Raw genomic sequence first — 21138 nt, forward strand, 5'->3', positions numbered from 1 at the left:
ACAAACACCCGAAAATTTTGCATATTGCTCATTAACGGTATGCCTGTTGAAATAAAGATTTATAACTATTATATGGTGAAGAACAATGCAACAGCTGCAGCCCCCATAATAAAAAAAGTTGTCCATAGCAAAGTCTTTGACAACCAGCCGCTTTTATATTCACCCATAATTTTATCACTTGCCGCAATCTTAACGATCAGAAATAGCAGGGGAACCGCAGCTATACCGTTTATTACCGCAGTATAAACCAATGCTTTTACCGGATCTATGCCAATAAAGTTGATGATTAGTCCTATCAGTGTTGAGATGGTAATCACACCATAAAAACCATATGCTTTTTTAAGTTTAAGGTTTAAGCTGGCATTCCAGTCAAAGGCCTCTGCAACTGCGTATGCAGCAGAACCAGAAAGCACCGGGACGGCAAGTAATCCGAGACCGATAATGCCTACAGAGAAAATCAATTTAGCAAGATAACCCGCATTAGGGAAAGAATGTACCAGAGGTTCAAGTGCTTTTGCGGCATCAGCTGCATTTTTTACATCAGTTATACCACTGTTATGCAAAACTGTTGCCCCAACCAACAGTATGCACCAGGTAGTAAATTCAGAAATAACCATCCCAATGTTATTATCCTTACGCATTGCATGTATATGGGGCCATCCAATTCTAGGTTTTCCGTCTCTAACCAGACCTTTGGCTTTTTCTTCCTCAACCTCCTGCGACGCCTGCCAGAAAAACATATAGGGAGTAATGGTTGTACCGAATACCCCAGTAATGATAAACAAAAAGTCGAATGTAAATTCGAAATGAGGTATAACTGTTGCCCTTAATACAGTTGGCCAGGGCTGATCTATAATAAACACAGTAATGGGATAGGCAAGTAAAGCAAGTGCAAGCCATTTTAATATCCTCGAATATATGCTGTAATTGGTAAAAATTTCAAGTATTAAGATTATTGCAGTGAAAAGCAGGGTAAGCACAACAAAATTAACCGGAATTAACAATTGGGCTGCAGCAGCCATAGCGCCAATATCTGCACCAATATTAATGGTATTGGCTGTCACCACCAGTCCTACAACAGAATAAAGTACTTTAGTATCGTAATGCTCTTTTACCACTGCAGCAATACCTTTTCCGGTTACCAGACCTATTCTTGCACAAGCCTCCTGTACAGCTGTCATAAAAGGCAGCATATATAATGCAGTCCATAATTGTCCATAGCCAAACTGTGCCCCGGTCTGGGAATAGGTTGCAATGCCTGAAGGATCGTCATCAGCAGCACCAGTAGTTAAACCAGGGCCTAAAAGGCTAAGGAATTTTTTAATCTTTCTTATCCTGAATTTTGCATTATTTTTTAAAGACATATACACGGATTGTATGGATTAACATAGGTATCTACAATATAGCATTCTATAATAGAAAGATGAAGTAAATCTCCTTCAATTTTACCTAAGGAATTATAAATTTATAGCATTTTTTCCAAAGTATGAATGAGCATTATCAACTACATTTGCATCTATAATCTCAAGAAATTATGACTAACACCCCCGCACAGAACAAACTTAAACACGAACAGATCCAATACCTGGAATTTCTCTCTAAAGACATTCAACTGATCAAAAGATTTTATACCATATGTTTCGATTGGACTTTTACAGACTATGGACCTGATTACACAGCTTTTGAAGGTGATTATATTGATGGCGGCTTTACTTCAGGTATCCCTGTAAAAGGAAGCATATTAGTTATCCTTTATTCAAAGGACATTGAAACAACCAGAGAAAAAGTCATTAAGGCTGGTGGTATAGTGCAGGATATTTTCAGTTTTCCAGGTGGCAGACGCTTTCATTTTACCGATCCTGATGGTAATGAACTGGCAGTCTGGTCTGAATAAAACACCTGTGTTTCGAAATTATGAATAGAATAATGCTTATGATCGTGATCAACCTGATTGAATACAAATCAAATACACGAAAAAAGCCGTTCTTCTCTTCGGAAAAACGGCTTTTTAAGCAGTGGGCTCAGGTGTGCGCTAGATTAGCTGATTCTTCTTTTACTTTTCATAATGCTATACTCGCATAATCCACTTTGAATATATTCAATTTTATATTCTGATAAAAGTTGAGTAAGTATTTGTCTGGTAGCATCTTCATCTAGACCAAGTTTTTCTCCAAGCTCTATTTCATTACAACGTCCATTACTTTCCACTAAAGCATTAAAATATTTATCTTTATTTCTCATAAATTTATTTTTTTTTTGCTGCTATCATCATATGCGGACTAAATGGTAAAAGATAGCTGTCATTTTCAGTGATCTGGATAAGTTCCATTAAGGTCTTTCTCTTTTTCATATCCAAAAGGTTCAGAAAGTAATCTTTATCCAGCCAGGCCATCCCCTCTACCGCGTAGGTATTTATATACGTCAAATCCTCCTTCACAAATTCATCTTTTAATTCATTTGGTTTATGATAATACGCTTCTGCTAGAAGCCAGGGAAAATCATTTGGAGGATTATGAATGCCTGTTGTGAGTTCTTCTTTGCACATATTAAAGAAAGTACCTTTATGAATTAGTCCTTGTAAAAGCCCAACTAAAGTTGATGCAGTATAATTTATAGAAAACCCTAAAATGATACCGTCTTTTTTTACAACGCGTTTGGCTTCACGAATCGCTTTTTCCCTGTCTTCTTTTTTTTGAAGATGATAAAGTGGCCCGTGTAGAATTATCATATCTGCAAAATTATCTGGGAAGTCTAAATTTCTGGCTTCTCCTAAATAAACAGAATATTTGTTTTTTAATTTACTAGCTCTATCCTTAGCTATTTGAATATGTTTAAAGATTGGCTCAATTAAGTATATCTCATGCCCCTTTTTTGCAAGCCATTCTGAATATTTACCTGTACCTCCACCAACATCAATTATTTTAGTGAATGTTGGTGGAACATATTTTTCTATGAGTGATTTGATTCTTTCAAATTCAAACACTCCCATACCTTTGTTCAGTCTGGTTTCTTCAGACGCTTTATTATAAAAGAGTTCTATATCTCTACTTATTAACTGTTTACTATACATCTTAAATATTTTTAAACTTTATCAAATTGCAGAAGATATTTATCATTCTGCAACGTGATAAAACAATTGATTTGATCAATCAATCTCTTTGTTATTAAAAATTGTTGGGTAAAAAATGATGCACATATTATCCATTACATTTAGAATCAAGCGGTTCCAATGCATTAAATCTTCAATTTAAGGAGGATGTCCTTACGAAAGATTGATAATATGTCAGATTTAGTATAACAGATCACAAAGGTAAAAATTAAGAATGATTATTTTCCCTATAAACGAAAAAAGCCGTTCTTCTCTTCGGAAAAACGGCTTTTTAAGCAGTGGGCCCAGCTGGGCTCGAACCAGCGACCAAAAGATTATGAGTCTTCTACTCTAACCAACTGAGCTATAGGCCCCGAAAAATCTTTTAGATTTTGCGAGTGCAATGTTACATATTTGTATTCAATTATGGAAACAGTTTTAGCACAAAAAATAAAAAATATTATTTTCGATTACGGCAATGTGATCTTCGAAATAGACTTTAAAAAGGCACAAGAAGCTCTATTACAACTTGGTATTGCCAATAATACGGAATTCTTTTCACATAAAAGCCACCACCAGCTTTTCAATAATTTTGAAACCGCAGCCATCTCTCCTGCACAGTTCAGAGAAGGGATACGTGAAGCAGCAGGTAATAAAAACCTGACAGATCAGGAAATTGACAATGCTTGGAACAGTTTGCTGATCGGTGTACCCCCCGGAATTCATGAGGTACTGCTTAAAGTAAAACAAAAATACCGTACCTTTTTACTGAGCAATAACAATGAAACACATTACAATTACATTGTAGAATATTTAAAAAAGGAATTTGGGATGGACGACAACAGCGCACTGTTTGAAAAAGCCTATTACTCACAGCAAATGTTCTTGCGCAAACCCAATATAGAGATATTTGAACAGGTCATTCATGAGAATGGACTTGACCCTGCCGAAACCTTGTTTATTGATGATAGCCCACAGCACATTGAGGGGGCCAAATTAGCCGGTCTGCATACTTTACTGATGACCAGGCACCCTAAAGAACTGGAACAGGTTTTAATAGCATATCACATCCTATAACCATTCATTATTTTCATTTAAATAAGCAATAGTTTTTAACTATAATGCTATAGAAAAAAGCAGTTTGATTCTCACCATGATCTGTCGTATCTTTAATTATAAGTATAAAATTCAGATCTATGGAAAACAATCCAAACGACATCAGTAAATGCCCTTTTCATAATGGAAGTATGAAGCACAATGTAGGTGGGGGTGGCACCCGAAACAAGGACTGGTGGCCTAATCAGTTAAAACTGAACATACTGCGTCAACATTCCTCCTTATCCAATCCAATGGATAAGGATTTTAATTATGCTGAAGCCTTTAAAAGCCTCGACTTTGCAGCACTGAAGAAAGACCTTCATGCACTCATGACCGACTCGCAGGACTGGTGGCCGGCAGACTTTGGTCACTATGGTGGATTGTTTATACGTATGGCGTGGCACAGTGCAGGAACTTATCGTGTGGGCGACGGACGTGGTGGTGCCGGTGTAGGCTTACAGCGTTTTGCACCACTGAATAGCTGGCCTGATAACGTAAGTTTGGATAAGGCCCGCAGATTGCTTTGGCCAGTTAAGCAAAAATACGGCCGCAATATTTCATGGGCCGACCTGATGATCCTTACCGGTAACGTAGCATTGGAATCAATGGGTTTTAAAACCTTTGGCTTTGCCGGTGGACGTGAAGATGTGTGGGAGGCGGATGAATCCGTTTATTGGGGTGCCGAAACTACCTGGCTGGGTGGCGATCTGCGTTATGCACACGGTTCACCCGGTGTGGAAGGCGATGGTGTATTGGTTACAGATGACAATGCCGATGGCAATATACACTCCAGAAATCTGGAGAAACCACTTGCAGCTGTGCAAATGGGCTTAATATATGTAAATCCGGAAGGACCAGATGGCAACCCTGACCCTATCGCCGCTGCCAAAGACATTCGTGATACATTTGGCCGGATGGCTATGGACGATGAGGAAACTGTTGCATTAATAGCCGGAGGTCATAGTTTTGGCAAAACCCATGGTGCTGCCTCTGCAGACCATGTAGGCAAAGAGCCAGAAGCTGTAGACATTGAAATGCAGGGTTTGGGCTGGCGCAACAGTTATGGCACTGGCAAAGGAGCCGATGCGATTACCAGCGGACTGGAAGTAATATGGACAAAAACACCGACTCAATGGAGCAATAACTTTTTTGAAAACCTGTTTGGATTTGAATGGGAGCTTTCTAAAAGCCCTGCTGGTGCGCAGCAATGGGTAGCCAAAAACGCCGAAGCATTTATCCCCGATGCCTTTGACGGTTCAAAAAAACATCGTCCTACGATGCTGACTACCGACCTTTCTTTAAGATTTGATCCGGCATACGAAAAAATATCACGACGCTTTTTTGAAAACCCCGATGCCTTTGCCGATGCCTTTGCGCGTGCATGGTTTAAATTGACGCATCGTGATATGGGCCCGCGTGAGCGCTACCTTGGTCCGGAAGTACCACAGGAAGAATTGATTTGGCAGGATCCTATCCCGGCAGTAAACCATGTACTGATCAATGAAAATGATATTGCGGCCCTGAAAGCACAGGTATTGGAATCAGGTTTAAGTATAGCTGAACTGGTTTCTACCGCATGGGCCTCCGCTTCTACCTTCCGTGGAACCGATAAACGTGGTGGGGCCAACGGTGCACGCATCCGCCTTGCTCCGCAAAAATACTGGCAGGTTAACAATCCTCCACAATTGCAAAAAGTATTGAATATACTGGAAGGCATTCAAAAAGAATTTAATACTGCACAAACAGCTGGTAAAAAGGTTTCGCTGGCAGATTTAATTGTACTGGCCGGTTGTGCCGGTGTTGAGAAGGCTGCAACCACAGCAGGATATGCCATAACTGTCCCTTTTATACCTGGTCGCATGGATGCCTCACAGGAACAAACTGATGTAGAATCATTCGGATACCTGGAACCTGCTGCCGACGGATTCCGTAACTATCGCAAATCGAAAATCCCGGTATCTACCGAAGAACTACTGATCGATAAGGCCCACTTGCTCACACTTACAATACCTGAGTTAACAGTATTGTTAGGCGGTATGCGTGTATTGGATACCAATTTTGATGCCTCCAAGCATGGTATTTTCACATCAAAACCGGGGCAGCTCAGCAATGATTTTTTTGTAAACCTGCTGGACATGAACACCGTATGGAAAGCAGCCTCTGCAGATAGGGAAGTTTATGAAGGCCGTGACCGCAACACCGGTGAAATAAAATGGACCGGCACCCGTGCAGACCTTGTGTTTGGCTCCAATTCTGAATTGAGGGCGGTTGCTGAAGTGTACGGAAGCTCCGATTCCCGGCAGAAGTTTATAACCGATTTTGTATCCGCATGGAACAAAGTTATGAATCTGGACCGGTTTGACCTGGGCTGATTTAATTAACCCAACGAATGAACAAAAACAGCTTTTGCAGATGCAAAAGCTGTTTTTTATTTATCCCTCCTCTGTTTACTACTTAAGCCTCCTGCGTTGCTTCTCTTTTATAATTAATCCAAGCTCTCTGCTGGTTGCACCTGCTATAGAGGTATTTTCCTGAGCTCTCCTGAAAAGATAAGGCATAACGGCTTTTATTGGCCCATAAGGCACATATTTAGCTACATTATAACCGGCATCTGATAAGTTGAAGCTTAAATTGTCGCTCATACCCAATAACTGTGCAAAATAAACATGAGGATGGTTGTGTGCAATTTTATATTCATCCAGCAATTGGGCCAATACCCTGCAGCTATTTTCATTATGCGTTCCGCACACGAAGGCAATGTCGTTGATGTGTTCCATACAATAATGTAAAGAAGCATCATAATCCCTGTCACACGCAGCTTTATCTACCTGAATAGGTGAAGGAAAGCCCAGTTCTTCTGCCCTTTTTCGTTCTTTTTCCATATAGGCACCCCGTACCATTTTTACGCCCAGTACAAAACCCTGTTCCCTGGCTATCAGGTGGTCTGATTTTAAATCGGCTAGTTTATCGTGGCGGTACAGCTGATAGGTATTGTAAACAATGCAGTTTTTCTGATTAAACAAACGCATCATATCGAAAGCCAGCTCATCAATCGTATCCTGTATCCAGGTTTCTTCAGCATCTATCATTACCGGTACATTTTTATCGAATGCCCTTCTGCATATCTTTTCACAACGCTGTTTCAGCTTTTCAAATTCTGTCTGCTCTGCTGCATTAAGTTCTTTCTTTGCATCCAGTTTTTCCAACAGACCAAACCTGCCAATACCGGTCACTTTAAAAACAGTAATGGGAATCCTTTTATCCCCTGTTGCCCTTTCGATTGTCCGGATGATCTCCTCACAGGTAAAATCAAAAACAATCTCTTCTTCCTCCCCCTCTACTGAATAGTCCAAAATAGTACCTACTTTACCCGATGCCAGCTGTTGTATGGTATGCTCACATTCAGCAATGGTTTCTCCACCACAAAAATGTTTAAACAGGGTAGCCTTGATGATGCCTTTGATGGGCAGGCCAATGTTCAGGAAAAAATTAGTTATGGGCGGCCCTACTTTGGTTAAAAAGTTACTGCTAATGATTTTGAACAACCAATAAGCCGCATTAAGCTCAGTATCCGATTTATTGCGAAAAGCAATTTCCGTATCATCAAAATTTAATGATCTCTTGGGGAGTGTTTCCATTTACGAATGTCAGTTAGTCGTTTTGCTTGCAAAAGTATAAATTCCCTTGCTATTGGTGGTAAAACACTTTATAATTAATTGTAAGTTTGCCTTGCGATGATAAAATTTAAATTAGAAGGTGAGTTTATACCCCTTATTCAGTTATTGAAAGCAACCGCCTTGGTACAAAGCGGCGGAGAAGCACAAACCGTTGTAGAGGATGGTTTGGTAAAATACAATGGAACGGTTGATTACCGCAAAAGGCTAAAGGTGCGGGTTGGCGATGTAATTGATTTTATGGGACAAAAAATAACAGTAATTTAATGAAAAAATTGGAGAGCGCAGGTCATAGCATTTATTTTGAAACAGAACTGGCACCTTTAATGAAGGTAATTGAAGCAGAAAAATACAGTAAAATCTTTGTTTTTGCGGATACACATACGTCAGAACTGTGTTTACCATTGTTCAGGGAAATGATGGACGATTTTAATGGTTTTGACCTGATAGAAACTGATCCTGGGGAAGAAAACAAGAATATTGATTTTTGCATCGGCATCTGGAAGACCTTACTTGATTTTGGTGCCGACCGTAAATGCCTAATGGTTAACCTGGGTGGTGGCGTAATTACCGATATGGGGGGCTTTGTGGCCTCAACCTATAAAAGAGGGATAGACTTTATCAATATCCCTACTACCCTATTGTCGCAGGTAGATGCTTCTGTTGGCGGTAAAACCGGGATTGATGTAGATAATGTGAAGAACATGGTGGGTACTTTTACCCTACCGCAGTCGGTTTTTATTGAAACTAAATTTTTAAAAACCCTGCCACAACGGGAGCTGCTTTCCGGCTTTGCCGAAATGATCAAACATGGTTTAATTGTAGACCGTACCTATTATAATGATTTGAAGAGTAGCGATTACCTCCAGATTTCGGCTCAGGCCATTTACCGTTCTGTAGAGATCAAGAATGAAGTAGTTACGGAAGATCCACATGAAAAAGGACTAAGAAAGATCCTGAATTACGGACATACCATCGGACATGCAGTTGAAACCTATTCCCTGATCAACGATGCCCAGCCACTTACACATGGCGAGGCCATTGCTGTGGGTATGATCTGTGAGGCTTTCCTTTCTTCAAACAACAATACCTTATCAGCTGATGATTTAAAAGACATTACTGATTATATCAGTACGCTTTATCCGGCTTACAGGATTAAAGAAGACAGTTTTAAGCAATTGCTGGAGTTTATGCAAAGTGACAAGAAAAACGAGAACGGACAGATCATGTTCTCTTTGCTCAGTACGATTGGCAAATGCGATTACAATTGCAGGGTATCGGAAAAAGACATTCTGGAAAGCTTTGCTTACTTTAACCGCATTTATAGTTAACAGCTCAACTGAAATTTTAAACCTCAGCCTATAGCTTTTTAACAACAAAAAAATATTTTTTTTATTTAGCTATTGACAAATTAAATTTTGTTAGTACATTTGGCAAAACAAAATAAAGACAGGGTACGGAAACAAGCCCGGTTACAACAAAAAAGAAAATGAAGAATAATATCACTACATATTGGTTTGGTTACTTTTACTACTTTAGTAAGAGCCGGGACTAATATGCACTGATATCAGCAAGATAAATGTATAAGAAAAGTCCCGGCCCAACGCCGGGACTTTTTTTTGTTTTTAACGAAACCAGAACCATAAAAAGGGAAAAAACAAATTCATGAAGAAAGTAACAAGAGTAGCAATTCAGGGTATTAAAGCATCTTTCCACGAAGAGGCGGCCTTCAAGTTTTTTGGAACAGACATCCAGACCATAGAATGCAATTCTTTTAAGCAAACATGTGAAAGTTTGGAAAAAAAAGAATGTGATTATGTGATCATGGCCATAGAAAACTCTATAGCAGGTAGTCTTTTACCAAATTACACCTTAATACGCGAATATAATTTTGCTGTTGTAGGTGAGGTATACCTGGCTATCCAGTTACATTTAATGGCTTTACCAGGTGTTAAATTTGAAGATGTGAAATTTGCCACTTCACACCCTATTGCCATCCGTCAGTGTGTAGATTTCTTTTATGATTATCCCCACATCCAGGTAATTGAGGGCAATGATACTGCTGCCTGTGCAAAACGTATTAAAGACGAGCAGCTAAAAGATACTGTTGCTATTGCCAATACCCTTGCAGCCGAATTGTATGGCCTGAATATTATTGAAAGAAGGATTGAGTCCAATAAAAAGAATTTTACCCGTTTCCTGATCCTTAAGCTGGACAAGACCGAAGAGTTGAAAGAAGTTAACAAAGCTTCTATATGTTTCCAGGTAGGCAATCATGTAGGGGCTTTATCCAAAGTTCTGAATATTTTTGCTGAACAACAGGTTAACCTCACAAAAATCCAGAGCATGCCTGTCTTAGGGAAACGTAACGATTATTACTTCTATGTTGACATGGAATGGACCAGCATGGAAAATTACGACAAAGCCGTCCGGCAAGCCTTAAAATACACTGTAAACTTTAATATTATGGGCGAATACCAGAAAAATGATAAAGTATAAATCTGGAGAGCAGCCTTCGTAAAATAACTATATAAAAATTTTAAACCCCAACAAAATGAAACTACAATTGAACATCCAGCCATTAAATACATGGCTTAACATCAACAATGAACCGCTCATCATTTCAGGGCCCTGCAGTGCAGAAACTGAAGAACAACTGTTAACCACCGCACACTTACTTGCAGCAACAGGAAAGGTATCTGTATTAAGGGCCGGTATCTGGAAACCACGCACCCGTCCGGGAGAATTTGAAGGTATAGGCAGCATTGGTCTGGAATGGCTGAAAAGAGCAAAAGCAGAAACCGGCCTGCCTACTGCCGTAGAAGTTGCAAATGCTAAACACGTGGAAGAGGCCCTGGCTGCAGGAGTAGATATTTTATGGATCGGCGCACGTTCTACTGTTAACCCCTTTACTGTTCAGGAAATTGCTGATGCTTTAAAAGGAGTGGATATCCCTGTGTTGGTAAAAAACCCGGTAAACCCTGACCTGCAATTGTGGATTGGTGCTTTAGAGCGCATCAACGGTGCTGGTATTACTAAATTAGGTGCCATTCACCGCGGCTTCTCTTCCTTCGAAAAGAGTTCTTTCCGTAACGAACCTATGTGGGAGCTTGCCATTCAATTGAAAACTTTATGTCCAGAACTGCCGATCATCAACGATCCAAGCCATATCTGCGGTAACCGTGAACTGATCCCTTACATCTCTCAAAAAGCATTGGACCTGGATATGCAAGGCTTAATGATTGAGTCGCATGTAGATCCTTCAGTGGCATGGACAGATGCAAAACAACAGGTTACCCCCGCTGCTTTAGCTGAACTGGCTGACCGTTTAACTGTTCGTGAACCAGAATCTAAAAATGAAGCGATTACAGATCAACTGGCCGAATTCCGTAAACAAATTGACAAAATTGACGACCTGTTGTTACAGAAACTGGGTGAGCGTATGGCCATAGTAGGCAAAATCGGTGAATACAAACGCGATAACCAGGTAACCATTTTACAGGTTAACCGTTGGGATGCCATTATTAAAAAAGGTGCCTCATTTGCAAAAGCCTTAAAACTGGATTTAAACTTTACAGAAAAATTCCTGGAACTCGTTCATGGAGAATCTATCCGCAAACAAACTGAGATCATGAATGCTGGTAAAGCAGAAAAAGGCATTGCAGCAGAAGCACATACAGAAGTTAAATCTTAACAATGAGTAAAAACGCAATTGTTTCTTTTAAAGGGATTAAAGATATAAATGCTGAAATAGCCTTAACCGGCTCAAAAAGCGAAAGCAACAGGGCACTAATCATCAGTGCCCTGTCTGAAGGACTGGTTAAAGTTGACAATTTATCGGATGCGGTTGACACCGTAACCCTGAATAACATCCTTAAGGCCATCGGAAAAGAAAATGACCCGGATACTTTTTTTTCTGTAGATGTAGGACATGCGGGCACAGCAATGCGTTTTCTAACTGCCTATTTATCCATTACCAGGGGCATGTTTTACCTGACCGGCTCAGGCAGAATGAAAGAGCGTCCGATAAAATTATTGGTTGAAGCTTTACAAAAACTAGGTGCAGGCATCAAATATTCAGGACAAGATGGTTTTCCTCCGCTGGAAATCAATAAAGATTTTAGGCAGGCCAGCCGGATAGTCAAAATTCAGGGAAACATCAGCAGCCAGTACTTATCCGCGCTTTTAATGATCGCCCCTTCTCTTCCATTGGGTTTATCTTTAGAAATTGAAGGTGAATTAACTTCGCGCCCCTACCTGGAAATGACCTTAAGTATGCTACAGGATGCAGGAATTGAACACCGATGGGACAACAATACCATTCATATTGATCAACAGCCTTTTAAAGCTGCCGAATTGATTGTAGAACCTGACTGGAGTGCGGCCTCTTACTGGTACAGCATTGCAGCCCTGGCCGATCATGCGGAAATAACCTTACCCAACTTAAAGCAAAAAAGTTTACAGGGTGACAGTAAGATCAGGGACATTATGGTTGCATTTGGCGTGCGTACTTCCAGTATTCCTAATGGCATTGCCCTAAAATCCGGTACTTCTGTAGCAATAACCGAAGTATTGAACCTGAAGGACTGCCCCGACCTAGCCCAGACCATTATTGTATGCGCTGCCGCAAAAGGATTGAACCTTTCGTTTACAGGACTGGAAACACTTAAGATAAAAGAAACCAACAGGATATTGGCGCTGCAACAGGAACTGATCAAAATAGGAGTAGTTTTAAAGGAAGAGAATGAAGTATATACTTTAAATTGCGATCAGCTAAGTTTTCCTGAAAAAGTAACTTTTGCTACTTATGACGATCACCGTATGGCTATGGCTTTTGCACCCTTAAGTTTCTTTATCAAAGAAATAGAGATGGAAGATTATCAGGTTGTGGAAAAGTCATATCCTGATTACTGGAAAGACCTGGAGAAAGCGGGATTTGAAATCCAGGAAATTTAATCTTAAACCTAAAATCATAAACTGTAAATCAACATGGCAGGCAATACATTTGGTCAATTATTTCGCATTACCACTTTTGGTGAATCTCATGGTGTAGCCATTGGTGTTATTTTAGATGGTTGTCCGGCTCAATTACCTATCGACCTGGATTTTATCCAGTCAGAATTGGATAAACGCAGACCCGGACAGTCAAAAATTACAACACAACGTAAAGAAAGTGATACCGTACAGGTGCTTTCCGGAACGTTTGAAGGTAAAAGCACAGGAACCCCCATAGCTATGCTGATCCCTAATGAGGACCAGCGGAGCAAAGATTATAGTCACAATACCGATGTTTACCGTCCCTCACATGCAGATTATACTTATGATGCCAAATATGGCATTCGCGATCATAGAGGCGGAGGACGCTCATCTGCAAGGGAAACCGCTGCCCGTGTAGCAGCTGGAGCAATTGCCAAACTATTGTTAAAACAGTATGGGGTTGAGGTCTTTGCACATGTATCTGCAGTGGGCCAAATCCAGGCGCCTAATCTTGCCCAGGATGATATAGCAGCGTTACTGTCCATCAGGGAGGATAATATTGCCCGCTGCGCAGATCCGGCTACAGCCCATCAGATGATTGAATTTATTGACAGTGTAAGAAAAGATGGCGATACCGTTGGCGGCAAAGTGAGCTGCATCATAAAAAACTGCCCTGTAGGACTGGGAGAACCTGTATTTGATAAGCTGCATGCCGACCTGGGTAAAGCAATGCTCAGCATCAATGCTGTTCATGGCTTTGAATATGGCTCTGGTTTTAGTGGAAGTGAAATGAGGGGTTCGGAACACAATGATATTTTTCTGGCCAATGAGGGTCAGCCCAAAACACTCACCAATTTTTCCGGTGGCATTCAGGGTGGTATTTCCAATGGTATGGAAATCAATTTTACAGTAGCCTTTAAACCGGTTGCCACCATTATGCACAATCAGCAAACCATTAATGCTGCAGGTGAGGCAGCTGAAATTAAAGGAAAAGGCAGACATGACCCATGTGTGGTACCAAGGGCAGTAGTTATTGTAGAGGCAATGGCTGCACTGGTACTGGCAGATCATCTGCTCAGAAACAAAACAAGCAGGCTATAACCTGCTTGTTTTGTTTCCTTATATTACGCTCTAGTATATAGCCGGATATTTACCCGGGTTGCTCTCGTTCATCATAGCATAAACAACCTCTATTACATCATCAACAGAAGGTTTACTGAAATAATCCCCGTCAGAACCATAAGGAGGGCGATGCGCTTTGGCACTCAATGTTCGCGGTTGTCCATCCAGGTGATAATAACCATTCTGCACTTCCAGTATCTGTTGCAGTAAAAATGCAGTTCCGCCTCCAGGTACATCCTCATCCACAACCAGTAACTTATTTGTTCTTGCCAAAGACTGTGCACAGAGCTGATCGGTATCAAAAGGCAATAAGGTCTGGGGATCAACAATTTCAATAGAAATACCCAATTGGGCAAGTTCTTCTGCCGCTTCCTCCACAATTCTTAAAGTAGAACCATAAGAAACAACAGTTAAATCACTGCCTTCCCTGATCACTTCGGCCTTACCCAAAGGCACGGTATATTCACCAACATTTTCAGGTAACTTTTCTTTCAGGCGGTAACCGTTCAGGCATTCTATGAGCAGTGCAGGTTCATCAGATCTGAAAAGGGTATTATACATTCCCGCTGCCTGGGTCATGTTGCGGGGCACACAGATATGCAGCCCCCTTAAAGAACCCAGGATCATCCCTATTGGAGAACCGGAATGCCATACACCCTCCAGCCGGTGCCCACGCGTTCTAATGATCACCGGTGCTTTTTGTCCGGCTTTGGTACGGTACGACAAACTTGCGAGGTCATCACTCAGAATATTTAAAGCATATAGCAGGTAATCCAGGTACTGGATTTCGGCAATCGGGCGTAAGCCACGCAATGCCAGGCCTATGCCCTGTCCTATTATGGTCATTTCCCTGATTCCGGTATCGGTAATCCTCAGTTCTCCATATTTTGCCTGTAAGCCGGCAAAGCCCTGGTTCACATCCCCAATTGCGCCTAAATCTTCTCCAAAAGCAACCAAACGCTGGTCACGTGCAAAATTGGCGTCAAAACAAGCATTCAGCAGCTCACGGCCATCAACCATTTTGCTGAGTTCGTTGTATGCTGGTTTCAATTCATTGACCAGCATAGGGCTTTCAGCACCATCTGTAAATAATTTTGAATGGTAACGGTCTTCATTCAGTCCGGCCTGATCGTTATACCAATCCAGCAATTCATTTCTGGCAGAAGAAGGCTGGCTTATGGATAACCGTAAAGCCTTTCTTGCCGAAGAAATAACCTCCCTTCTTTGCGCATCAGGTGTACTGGCCAGAACACTGGCAATTTTGATCAATGCAGGATCACCATTGGCAACATTGTTTATGGCAGCAACAACCAGGTCTTTTTCTGCTTTTATAGAAGCTAAAAATTCATTCCAGGCTTCTTTTTGGGTTTCACGAACAAATTTCTTGGCGGTATTTTCCAGTTCAAGGATTTCTTCTTCAGAGATAATTGCCGATTCCAGCATCCATTTGCGCATCTGAAGGATACAATCGTACTCTTTTTCCCATTCTAAACGGTCTTTATCTTTGTAACGTTCATGAGAACCTGAAGTAGAGTGGCCCTGCGGCTGGGTAACTTCGGTAACATGGATCAGCACCGGCACGTGTTCGCTCCTGCAAACATCAATGGCACGCTGATAGGTTTCGCACAATGCCGGATAATCCCAGCCCCTTACTTTATATATTTCATAGCCTTCAGCTTTTTCATCACGCTGAAAGCCCTTTAAAATTTCAGAGATATCTTCTTTTGTAGTCTGGTATTTTGCAGGTACTGAAATGCCATAAGCATCATCCCAAACAGACATCGCCATGGGTATCTGTAAAACACCTGCTGCATTAATGGCTTCAAAAAATACACCTTCGGATGTAGAAGCATTGCCAATGGTACCAAAGGCCACCTCATTGCCGTTGACCGAAAAGTTCTTTAAATATTCCAGTTCAGGATTTTGTCTGTATAATTTCGAGGCATATGCCAGACCAACTAACCTGGCCATTTGTCCACCTGTTGGTGCAATATCCGAGGAGGAATTTTTTATATCCGTTAAATCTTTCCAGCTACCGTCTTCATTTAAAGAGCGGGTTGCAAAATGGCAGTTCATTTGCCGGCCTGCCGATGCAGGATCTGCCTCCACACTGGGATTGGCATATAACTGGGCAAAGAATTCTTTAATGGTACAGATGCCCGCTGCAAAAGCAAAAGTCTGGTCCCTGTAATAACCTGAGCGCCAGTCGCCATTCTTAAAAGCCTTCGCCATTGCAATTTGCGGAAGCTCTTTACCATCGCCAAAAATTCCAAACTTTGCCTTACCTGTCAACACTTCCTTTCGGCCTAATAAACTAGCCTGTCTACTCTCTACAGCTATTTTATAATCATTTATAACAATAGTTTTGAAGTCATCAAAACTTAACTCCGAAGCGTCGATAGGGTTTGTGGTAAGTTTACTATTTGGCATCATAAGCAATTCAATTATGCGGCAAAGATACATAAAATCTAAAGTATGACTTAACAGTGTATCGTAATTAATATAATGGAATACTTTTTGTTTTATGAATGAAAACATTAAATTTGTTTTAAAACAACATTAAAATGAAAAAGCTAATTCTGTTATTTACGTTAATCTTAGGTATAAGTGTTGCTGCTAACGCTCAATCAAAACCTGCCGAATTCAAGTTTGACAAGGAGAGTCATGACTTTGGAAAAATTCCGCTTAACAAGCCTGCAACAATAGAATTTAAATTCACTAATATCGGTGATCAGCCCCTTATTATTACCAAGGTAGAAACTACCTGTGGATGTACAGTTCCTGAGTATACACAAACTCCGGTTAAAAAAGGTGATTCAGGTGTAATTAAAGTTACTTATAACCCAACTGGTGCTGCACTTCCTTTTAGCAAAAGTATTACCATTACTTCAAATGCAAAAACTACCACTAAAGTTTTATACATTAAAGGAGAAACTGTGGCAGCGGCCAGCAAATAGCATTTCAAAAAGATATTTTGATTAAAACCTCGTTAATCAACGAGGTTTTTTAATTTTGTACCTTCTCAAAAAAAACTAACTTATTAATCCACCCCTGGGGGTGGCAATTGTAGACTGAATTTTAATTTTGCACAATGCCAGACATTTCGGAAAAAGGGCTGCTCATGCCCGCTTCACCAATAAGAAAACTAACCCCTTATGCGGATCAGGCAAAAAAAACAGGTAAAAAAGTATACCACCTGAATATTGGCCAGCCAGACATTGCAACGCCTGAAGGGATGCTGAATGCCATTAAAAATATAGATTTCAATGTTTGGGCCTATACGCCCTCGGAGGGAACATTAACTTACCGTACCAAACTCGCAGAATATTACAATAAGCTAGGGTATAACATTACACCAGAGGATATCCTGGTTACAGTTGGTGGTTCTGAGGCCATTACCATTGCCATGCAGACCTGTGTTAACGAAGGTGATGAAATCATTATTCCCGAACCTTTTTATGCAAATTACAATGGTTTTGCCTGTATGAGCAATGTTGTGGTAAAACCTATATTGTCACATATCGAAAATGGTTTTGCCCTTCCTCCTATTGCCGATTTTGAAAAACTCATTACTGCAAAAACCAAGGCCATTATCATTTGCAACCCAAACAATCCTACCGGTTATTTATATTCAAAAGAAGAATTAGAAGCTTTAAAAGCATTGTGCTTAAAATATGACCTCTTCCTGCTCTCCGATGAAGCCTACCGGGAGTTTTGCTACGACGGCAGGGAATTTATCTCTCCGGCACACTTAAATGGGTTGGAACAGCATGTGGTGATATTGGATACCGTTTCCAAACGTTATAGCGCCTGTGGAGCCAGATTGGGCTGTTTAATTACTAAAAACAAAGCCGTTATCCAGGCGGGGCTAAAGTTTGCACAGGCCAGGTTAAGTCCGGGTATGGTAGAACAAATTGCCGGAACCGCTGCTGTAGACACCCCCGACAGTTACTTCGAGGCGGTAAATAAAGAATATACTTTACGCAGGGATACACTTGTAAAAAGATTGAATGCGATGGATGGCGTATTTTGCCCGAATCCAGGTGGTGCATTTTATGTAGTTGCCAAATTGCCGATTGACGATGCCGATCAGTTCTGCCAATGGATGCTGGAAAGTTTTAATCACCAGGGCGAAACTGTCATGATGGCACCTGCTACAGGTTTTTATTCGACAGCGGGTTCAGGAAAAAACGAAGTCAGAATGGCTTATGTACTTAATACCGAAGACCTTAATAGGGCTATGGACTGCCTTGACATTGCTTTAAAGCAATATCCTGGTCGTAAAATGGCATAATTTTCGTATCTTTGTATGCTGATGGACAAGGAAAAGTTTAATCCCTGAGCATCAGCATACTTAATGGGATGGGGCCGTTTTGGATTTGACAGGGTGAAGCTAAGTATGTTAGCATGCAGTGCGTTGTACGGAGAGCACTTAAAAGAGAACGTTCACACTATAATTGGCGAAAATAACTACGCCTTAGCTGCCTAATTTAGAATTAGCCTAGCTTTTGTCCCTCTAACTGCTGCGATGTTAGGTTAGAATATGGGGCATCGAAATAACAACGCTGGCAATTGTAAGGTACGATACAGTTGCGAGATAAAGTACCTAAGGTGAACGGTTAGGTCGGTTTCCAGCCCGCCAGATCCCTACAATTAATTGGAAAATAAGCATGTAGAAGGCATAATTTATCGCACAACTGGACAAGGGTTCGAACCCCTTCGGCTCCACATGACGGGGAAACGGTAAGTTTCCCCGTTTTCATTGGCGGATCAACAAGCCATTCATTTCTACTTCAAATATAGATCTGCGAAATTGATGTATTGCTCCCAATCGTATTTAGTAATATCATGCTTACCTGTTCTTTTATGGTAACCCAATACTCCCGCCCTAACCGGGGTATCGGCAGCAGGAGGGGTACGATCTTTAAAAGTTTCAAAACCATACAATTTATAAATGTCACCTGCATAAAAGAGTGCTGTATATTCTCCTACCGGATCTGCCCATAAATCTTTTGATGCGCTTGCTACATAGAGTGGTCTAGGTGCAATCAAGGCCATTAATTCATGGAAATCTATCGGTAACGACGCTTCCTTATCATTATATTTTTTAAAATTATCAGCAAACCAATGAGGGAAGGAAGTATTGATTCTTTTAATTGTCTCACCAAATTTCCGCCTGGTAATTGCGGCTCCACCTTCGCCTGAATTGTTAGAAATTACCATCGCAAACCGCTTGTCCTGTGCCCCGGCCCAAAGTGCCGCTTTACCCAATCTGGAATGACCAATTACCGCCACTTTTTTGGCATTAACTGAGGGATCTTTTTCCAAATAATCCAGTGCTCTGCTCAAACCCCAGGCCCAAATTCCGATTGCCCCCCATTGCGAACTATCCGGTTTGAGTTCTTTTTGAGGATCGTACCATTTATTAAAATCATCAGGTAACGAATAAATGTCTTTTCTATCCAACTGCAAATCTCCATAATAAGCTGTTGCTACGCCATATCCGCTAGATAAAATGAGTTCAACATTCCAGCGTCCCTCTGATCTTGCCCTACTTTTTTCATTGGCTATACCCGCTGAACTAAAACCAGGATCACCCGCAAATCTTGTCCAGTATTTCGTGATGGTTATTCCGGTGTCTGTATTCATTTCCTGGTTGCCGGAAAAATTGAGCCCTAAAAACACCGGAACTGGCCCCTTGATCTGATTAGGGGTATATATAATGAGGTTCAACTGCCTCGCACCTTTACTTTTTGAAAGCAAGATCTGTACTTCTTTTCGTGTTGCAATGCCATTTAGTGCATTTTTGTTTACGCTGACTATCCGATAAGGGAGCGCTGCCGAACTAGCCATTGTTTTGCCATATACTTCTTCGGCGAAAGTTTTTAAAAGCTCAGGGCGCCTGCTATTCTCCCATTCCTTTGTTGTTTTAACCTGCTTACCATTGTTGAGTCTCAGCAATGCCGGAAGTGTATAGTTTTCTACTTTGCTTTCATCCTGAAGATAATCTTTTTTTGTTTGCCCCAAACAAAAAGATAGCTGAAAATAGCAAAGGGATATTATAATTGTATTTTTCATTGACTATAAATTATAAAATTGTTTTTAATGTCTTCGCCACTGTTTCAGCCAGCCGCATAAAACCAAGGTCAGTAAGATGGGTCCCATCAACAGACGATTCATGGTCGTCCCCGTTCAAAGTTTCAGTGGATAAATAATATAACTGTTTCTCTCCATCTTTAAGCAGCTTTTTATAAGCAGTCTTAAATTCCACATTCTGTTGTTTTACCTTCGCCTGCGACTCCAAATCCCAGAAAGTCCTTTCACGGGTAATGCTTTCAATCATAACAATGGGCGTATTGGGTCTCAATGTGCGTAGTTTTTTTACAAATGGATAAGTTCTTTCTTTTATTTCCTGAGGGCTAGGATTCGGCACACAATCCAGCACATACACATCCGCCGGAATCCTGGCCACTGCCTCGGCCAGTTCAATTTCTATTTTACCACTACCATTAAAGCCTAAATTAATAGTCTCCACCCCTAATCTTCTCGATAAAATTGAAGTATAGGTCATACCCGGACGAGAAGCAGCTGTGCCCTGTGTGATGCTCGATCCATAAATAACTACCCGCTTTTTGGGTACGAAACGCGCATCGGCAGGCTTGATGGTAGCCAAAGGATCAATACCAATTTCCACCTGGGTGGGCTCCGATCCTATGGGCAAGTATAGCCTGTAATGGGTCATCTTTCCGGCCATTGCTTTTACAATCACATCGGTATTAACTTCCGACCTGGGGATTCCGATTCCTACGTATTGCCAATAGGTACCATTCCAGCCATATAGGTCCAGCCCACACGATGACACAGCGGTCATGGTAGGTATCGTCCTGTATTTGGCAATTTTCCACTTTACAGCAATGCTTTTCGAATCGGTCTGAAACATAATATTTATGCCCGACGACCAGTGCGCCAGGGCTTGCACTGTTGCAGGCAGGGGCACCCGGCCAGTACTATCCACCCGCTGATAATCACTGGTATTTAAAGGCCATTGCCCGTTTTTTGTGAGTGTTTGTGCATCGGTATATATATAGGCTGCTTTTGCTGCCTTTTTCTGTGCGGAAACCGAGCTGACCGCAGCTAAGCTGAACAGGATGAGTATCGGGTATATCTGGATTTTCATAA

Annotated in this window: 18 protein-coding genes, 1 tRNA gene and 1 other RNA gene; 12 read left to right on the forward strand and 8 right to left on the reverse strand. The window is 41.1% G+C overall.

The annotated features are described in order from the left end of the window. Positions 1-68 precede the first annotated feature (68 nt). The gene (locus tag HDC92_RS01990; RefSeq protein WP_183871977.1) at positions 69-1364 is read right to left on the reverse strand and encodes an NRAMP family divalent metal transporter; all 1296 of its coding nucleotides are present in this window, start codon (positions 1362-1364) and stop codon (positions 69-71) included. Positions 1365-1534: 170 nt separating this feature from the next. On the opposite strand from HDC92_RS01990, the gene HDC92_RS01995 reads away from it, so the two are divergent. Next, entirely contained in the window at positions 1535-1894 is a 360-nt protein-coding gene (locus tag HDC92_RS01995) for a VOC family protein (RefSeq protein ID WP_015807350.1), read from the forward strand. 143 nt (positions 1895-2037) lie between these two features. Here the strand turns inward: HDC92_RS01995 and HDC92_RS02000 are convergent, their stop codons facing one another. The 3 genes from HDC92_RS02000 to HDC92_RS02010 all read right to left on the reverse strand — a co-directional run bounded on the left by HDC92_RS02000 (position 2038) and on the right by HDC92_RS02010 (position 3462). Beyond that, positions 2038-2241 (reverse strand): hypothetical protein, encoded by a 204-nt coding sequence (locus HDC92_RS02000; RefSeq protein WP_015807349.1) that lies wholly within the window; start codon positions 2239-2241, stop codon positions 2038-2040. Positions 2242-2245: 4 nt separating this feature from the next. Then, positions 2246-3070, reverse strand: coding sequence for a class I SAM-dependent methyltransferase (locus HDC92_RS02005; protein WP_183871978.1), 825 nt, complete (start codon positions 3068-3070; stop codon positions 2246-2248). A gap of 318 nt (positions 3071-3388) precedes the next feature. Continuing rightward, positions 3389-3462: transfer RNA gene (locus HDC92_RS02010), tRNA-Ile, on the reverse strand. Positions 3463-3514: 52 nt separating this feature from the next. On the opposite strand from HDC92_RS02010, the gene HDC92_RS02015 reads away from it, so the two are divergent. Together HDC92_RS02015 and katG are read left to right on the forward strand one after the other, a co-directional pair. Next, positions 3515-4165, forward strand: coding sequence for an HAD family hydrolase (locus HDC92_RS02015; protein WP_183871979.1), 651 nt, complete (start codon positions 3515-3517; stop codon positions 4163-4165). Between the two features lie 119 nt (positions 4166-4284). Then, positions 4285-6558 (forward strand): catalase/peroxidase HPI, encoded by a 2274-nt coding sequence (gene katG / locus HDC92_RS02020; RefSeq protein WP_183871980.1) that lies wholly within the window; start codon positions 4285-4287, stop codon positions 6556-6558. Between the two features lie 78 nt (positions 6559-6636). On the opposite strand, the gene HDC92_RS02025 is transcribed toward katG, so the two are convergent. Continuing rightward, the gene (locus HDC92_RS02025; RefSeq protein ID WP_183871981.1) at positions 6637-7824 is read right to left on the reverse strand and encodes a proline dehydrogenase family protein; all 1188 of its coding nucleotides are present in this window, start codon (positions 7822-7824) and stop codon (positions 6637-6639) included. Positions 7825-7920: 96 nt separating this feature from the next. On the opposite strand from HDC92_RS02025, the gene HDC92_RS02030 reads away from it, so the two are divergent. The 6 genes from HDC92_RS02030 to aroC all read left to right on the forward strand — a co-directional run bounded on the left by HDC92_RS02030 (position 7921) and on the right by aroC (position 13938). Beyond that, the gene (locus HDC92_RS02030) at positions 7921-8127 is read left to right on the forward strand and encodes an RNA-binding S4 domain-containing protein (RefSeq protein ID WP_015807344.1); all 207 of its coding nucleotides are present in this window, start codon (positions 7921-7923) and stop codon (positions 8125-8127) included. After that, positions 8127-9191, forward strand: coding sequence for a 3-dehydroquinate synthase (gene aroB, locus HDC92_RS02035; RefSeq protein ID WP_183871982.1), 1065 nt, complete (start codon positions 8127-8129; stop codon positions 9189-9191). The genes HDC92_RS02030 and aroB overlap by 1 nt, the downstream gene beginning before the upstream one ends. Positions 9192-9525: 334 nt before the next feature. Further along, positions 9526-10359 carry a prephenate dehydratase gene (locus HDC92_RS02040; protein ID WP_015807342.1) on the forward strand — a complete coding sequence of 278 codons (834 nt, stop codon included), beginning with the start codon at positions 9526-9528 and terminating at the stop codon, positions 10357-10359. A gap of 55 nt (positions 10360-10414) precedes the next feature. After that, positions 10415-11554, forward strand: coding sequence for a chorismate mutase (locus tag HDC92_RS02045; protein ID WP_015807341.1), 1140 nt, complete (start codon positions 10415-10417; stop codon positions 11552-11554). 2 nt (positions 11555-11556) lie between these two features. Further along, the gene (gene aroA, locus HDC92_RS02050) at positions 11557-12816 is read left to right on the forward strand and encodes a 3-phosphoshikimate 1-carboxyvinyltransferase (protein WP_015807340.1); all 1260 of its coding nucleotides are present in this window, start codon (positions 11557-11559) and stop codon (positions 12814-12816) included. Positions 12817-12849: 33 nt separating this feature from the next. Then, entirely contained in the window at positions 12850-13938 is a 1089-nt protein-coding gene (gene aroC / locus HDC92_RS02055) for a chorismate synthase (RefSeq protein WP_015807339.1), read from the forward strand. Between the two features lie 30 nt (positions 13939-13968). Here aroC and HDC92_RS02060 read toward each other — a convergent pair whose 3' ends face one another. Further along, positions 13969-16392 carry a thiamine pyrophosphate-dependent enzyme gene (locus tag HDC92_RS02060; protein WP_183871983.1) on the reverse strand — a complete coding sequence of 808 codons (2424 nt, stop codon included), beginning with the start codon at positions 16390-16392 and terminating at the stop codon, positions 13969-13971. 131 nt (positions 16393-16523) lie between these two features. Here HDC92_RS02060 and HDC92_RS02065 point away from each other — a divergent pair, with 131 nt between their 5' ends. The 3 genes from HDC92_RS02065 (at position 16524) to ssrA (ending at position 18690) form a co-directional block, all read left to right on the forward strand. Beyond that, on the forward strand, positions 16524-16916 hold the full coding sequence (locus HDC92_RS02065; RefSeq protein ID WP_015807337.1) for a DUF1573 domain-containing protein: 393 nt from the start codon (positions 16524-16526) through the stop codon (positions 16914-16916). A gap of 134 nt (positions 16917-17050) precedes the next feature. Beyond that, complete coding sequence (locus HDC92_RS02070; protein ID WP_183871984.1) at positions 17051-18253, forward strand: pyridoxal phosphate-dependent aminotransferase; 1203 nt, start codon at positions 17051-17053, stop codon at positions 18251-18253. Between the two features lie 70 nt (positions 18254-18323). Continuing rightward, positions 18324-18690, forward strand: a transfer-messenger RNA (tmRNA) gene (gene ssrA / locus HDC92_RS02075). A gap of 57 nt (positions 18691-18747) precedes the next feature. Here the strand turns inward: ssrA and HDC92_RS02080 are convergent. Beyond that, the gene (locus HDC92_RS02080) at positions 18748-20037 is read right to left on the reverse strand and encodes an acetylxylan esterase (RefSeq protein ID WP_183871986.1); all 1290 of its coding nucleotides are present in this window, start codon (positions 20035-20037) and stop codon (positions 18748-18750) included. Between the two features lie 10 nt (positions 20038-20047). Beyond that, the gene (locus tag HDC92_RS02085) at positions 20048-21136 is read right to left on the reverse strand and encodes an SGNH/GDSL hydrolase family protein (protein WP_183871988.1); all 1089 of its coding nucleotides are present in this window, start codon (positions 21134-21136) and stop codon (positions 20048-20050) included. Positions 21137-21138 lie beyond the last annotated feature (2 nt).

The sequence above is a fragment of the Pedobacter sp. AK017 genome (assembly GCF_014200825.1).
In the GTDB taxonomy this organism is placed as follows: Bacteria; Bacteroidota; Bacteroidia; order Sphingobacteriales; family Sphingobacteriaceae; genus Pedobacter; species Pedobacter heparinus.

What these genes read in the sequence shown, in the direction of transcription:
- katG (WP_183871980.1), top strand. Translation starts at nt 4,285, where the DNA reads ATGGAAAACAATCCAAACGACATCAGTAAATGCCCTTTTCATAATGGA.
- HDC92_RS01990 (WP_183871977.1), bottom strand. Translation starts at nt 1,364, where the DNA reads ATGTCTTTAAAAAATAATGCAAAATTCAGGATAAGAAAGATTAAAAAA.
- HDC92_RS02040 (WP_015807342.1), top strand. Translation starts at nt 9,526, where the DNA reads ATGAAGAAAGTAACAAGAGTAGCAATTCAGGGTATTAAAGCATCTTTC.
- HDC92_RS02065 (WP_015807337.1), top strand. Translation starts at nt 16,524, where the DNA reads ATGAAAAAGCTAATTCTGTTATTTACGTTAATCTTAGGTATAAGTGTT.
- HDC92_RS02070 (WP_183871984.1), top strand. Translation starts at nt 17,051, where the DNA reads ATGCCAGACATTTCGGAAAAAGGGCTGCTCATGCCCGCTTCACCAATA.
- aroB (WP_183871982.1), top strand. Translation starts at nt 8,127, where the DNA reads ATGAAAAAATTGGAGAGCGCAGGTCATAGCATTTATTTTGAAACAGAA.
- HDC92_RS02025 (WP_183871981.1), bottom strand. Translation starts at nt 7,824, where the DNA reads ATGGAAACACTCCCCAAGAGATCATTAAATTTTGATGATACGGAAATT.
- HDC92_RS02005 (WP_183871978.1), bottom strand. Translation starts at nt 3,070, where the DNA reads ATGTATAGTAAACAGTTAATAAGTAGAGATATAGAACTCTTTTATAAT.
- aroA (WP_015807340.1), top strand. Translation starts at nt 11,557, where the DNA reads ATGAGTAAAAACGCAATTGTTTCTTTTAAAGGGATTAAAGATATAAAT.
- HDC92_RS02080 (WP_183871986.1), bottom strand. Translation starts at nt 20,037, where the DNA reads ATGAAAAATACAATTATAATATCCCTTTGCTATTTTCAGCTATCTTTT.
- HDC92_RS02045 (WP_015807341.1), top strand. Translation starts at nt 10,415, where the DNA reads ATGAAACTACAATTGAACATCCAGCCATTAAATACATGGCTTAACATC.
- aroC (WP_015807339.1), top strand. Translation starts at nt 12,850, where the DNA reads ATGGCAGGCAATACATTTGGTCAATTATTTCGCATTACCACTTTTGGT.
- HDC92_RS02000 (WP_015807349.1), bottom strand. Translation starts at nt 2,241, where the DNA reads ATGAGAAATAAAGATAAATATTTTAATGCTTTAGTGGAAAGTAATGGA.
- HDC92_RS02085 (WP_183871988.1), bottom strand. Translation starts at nt 21,136, where the DNA reads ATGAAAATCCAGATATACCCGATACTCATCCTGTTCAGCTTAGCTGCG.
- HDC92_RS02060 (WP_183871983.1), bottom strand. Translation starts at nt 16,392, where the DNA reads ATGATGCCAAATAGTAAACTTACCACAAACCCTATCGACGCTTCGGAG.
- HDC92_RS02030 (WP_015807344.1), top strand. Translation starts at nt 7,921, where the DNA reads ATGATAAAATTTAAATTAGAAGGTGAGTTTATACCCCTTATTCAGTTA.
- HDC92_RS02015 (WP_183871979.1), top strand. Translation starts at nt 3,515, where the DNA reads ATGGAAACAGTTTTAGCACAAAAAATAAAAAATATTATTTTCGATTAC.
- HDC92_RS01995 (WP_015807350.1), top strand. Translation starts at nt 1,535, where the DNA reads ATGACTAACACCCCCGCACAGAACAAACTTAAACACGAACAGATCCAA.